Annotated in this window: 1 protein-coding gene; it reads right to left on the bottom strand. The window is 47.6% G+C overall.

What is annotated here, in order from left to right; genetic code table 11:
* Positions 1–174: 174 nt before the first annotated feature.
* Positions 175–663 (bottom strand): Hcp family type VI secretion system effector, encoded by a 489-nt coding sequence (locus NG99_RS26540; protein ID WP_034899708.1) that lies wholly within the window; start codon positions 661–663, stop codon positions 175–177.
* Positions 664–885: the final 222 nt, after the last annotated feature.

Genomic DNA, 885 nt, shown 5'->3' with positions numbered 1-885 from the left:
AGTCTGTACACCTCTGAGCGTTTCGCGCGATGGGTTCATGGGTATTCAAGCCAGGAGAACTTCGACGACTTATGGGTGCTGACCTGGTTGGTAGGTTCTTTCGCGTTCGCGGTGGTAGGGTATCAGCTATCCATGTGGACTATCAGGAAAGTGCGCCGCTAAGGGCGCACTTTTTTAAGCCGTCTTGCGCTCGTTCCACGCATCAGCGTACTGCACATTTCCGTCCATGTAGTGCCAGGTGATTTTTTCGTAATTCAGACTAACATTCTCAACGTGATTAATCTGCGAGCTGGAGAGTTTGGTGTTCGGAATAGAGGTATTAACGCTCGTCACCTTCACGTTCTCCAGAATGATTTTGTAATAACATTCTTCCTGGCCTGCGTGATTAATTCGGTAGAAACGGAACTCTGCGCTTTTCAGTGCCTGGCCTGTTGCCACTGCGCGATTAAAGTAAGGGGAAGAACTATCAATCTCCTTCTCAATCATCATCGCGGAATGCTGGCGCGTGCCGGTGATTTTACCGCTGGCACTGTCAACCGGCAGGCTGAGTCCGTGGGACAGGCTAATAATCTCAATACTCCCATCACGATCCTGAACGTCCACCGAGCCTTTGATATCAGCACCACCATCATCCTTGAGCCATAAATATGCTGGAATAGGCATTTTTCCTTTTTTCCTCATGTCGTTAACAAATCCACACAAGAAGTGTAGGATTTATAGATTGGCGAGTAAACGATCAATATTTTGCAGAAAATTTCGGTGTCTCAAATCGCCTCTGATTTGTACGAAAAACGTACTTAGGGGTTGTAAGCGGCAAGCCGCCAAAATTTTGTATATCATTGGGCAGTGACCGGATGCTGCTGCCAATTAAAATGCGAGCGGCAC

The sequence above is a fragment of the Erwinia typographi genome, from assembly GCF_000773975.1.
In the GTDB taxonomy this organism is placed as follows: Bacteria; Pseudomonadota; Gammaproteobacteria; order Enterobacterales; family Enterobacteriaceae; genus Erwinia; species Erwinia typographi.
Note: the sequence above shows the minus strand (reverse complement) of the source record. Positions and strands in the feature narration are given on the sequence as shown.

Bases quoted from the DNA above. Each gene is read 5' to 3' on its own strand.
- NG99_RS26540 (WP_034899708.1), bottom strand. From the start codon at position 663: ATGCCTATTCCAGCATATTTATGGCTCAAGGATGATGGTGGTGCTGAT.